1 protein-coding gene is annotated in these 833 nt (G+C 68.5%); it reads right to left on the reverse strand.

The window, feature by feature from the left end; translation table 11 throughout:
- Positions 1 to 833: amidase family protein (locus EN742_RS36390; protein WP_245492497.1), on the reverse strand; the 833-nt coding region annotated here is incomplete at both ends.

The raw sequence follows: 833 nt of genomic DNA on the forward strand, positions 1-833 counted from the left end.
GTGCCCAACCGGCTGTTGGTGGCGATCGGATCGGCAAGCACGGCATCGAGCGTGTAGTGGATTGGCGCCGTCGGCAGGCAGAACAGGTCGACGGAGGCGATGACCGGGGCGAGCCGCGCCTTATAAGCCTGCAGGGCATAGAACCCGCGGAAGGCGTCGGCGGCCGATAGGTTTCTGGCGCCGCCGATAATCTTGCGCGTCACGGGATGGAGGGCCGCTTCGTTCACCTCGAAGAAGTCGCGGATCGCGGCATAGCGTTCCGCCACCCAGGCGCCCTCGTAGAGAAGATCGGCGGTGGCGTAGAAGTCGCCGAACGGGATCTCGACCAGGCGGCAGCCGAGCCGCGACAGCAAGGCCAGCGACGCCTCGAAACCAGCCTGCATTGCCGCATCGCCGAAGAATTTCAGGTCGGCTTTTGCCGGGATACCGACGCTCAGCGCCGGCGGGCGCGCCGCGAGCGATTGGACGGCGATGTCACGCGAATAGGGATCGGCCGCGTCGCGCGCGGCGGCGACGGAGAATACCGCATAGGCGTCGTAGACGGTCAGCGCGAAGACCGAGACGCAGTCGAGCGTCCGGCAGGCTGGCACGACGCCAGCCGTCGACAGCGCGCCGACGCTCGGCTTCAGCCCGACGACGCTGTTGAGGCCGGCCGGAACGCGACCCGAGCCGGCGGTATCGGTGCCAAGCGCGAAGGAGACGATGCCGCGCGCCGTCGCCACGGCCGAGCCGGAGGAGGAGCCGCCGGGCACCAGTTTCGGATCGATCGCATTCCTCGGGATCGGCCACGGCGTGCGCACGCCGACCAGACCGGTGGCGAACTGGTCGAGATT

The organism is Mesorhizobium sp. M4A.F.Ca.ET.020.02.1.1 (assembly GCF_004022645.1).
Lineage (GTDB): Bacteria > Pseudomonadota > Alphaproteobacteria > Rhizobiales > Rhizobiaceae > Mesorhizobium.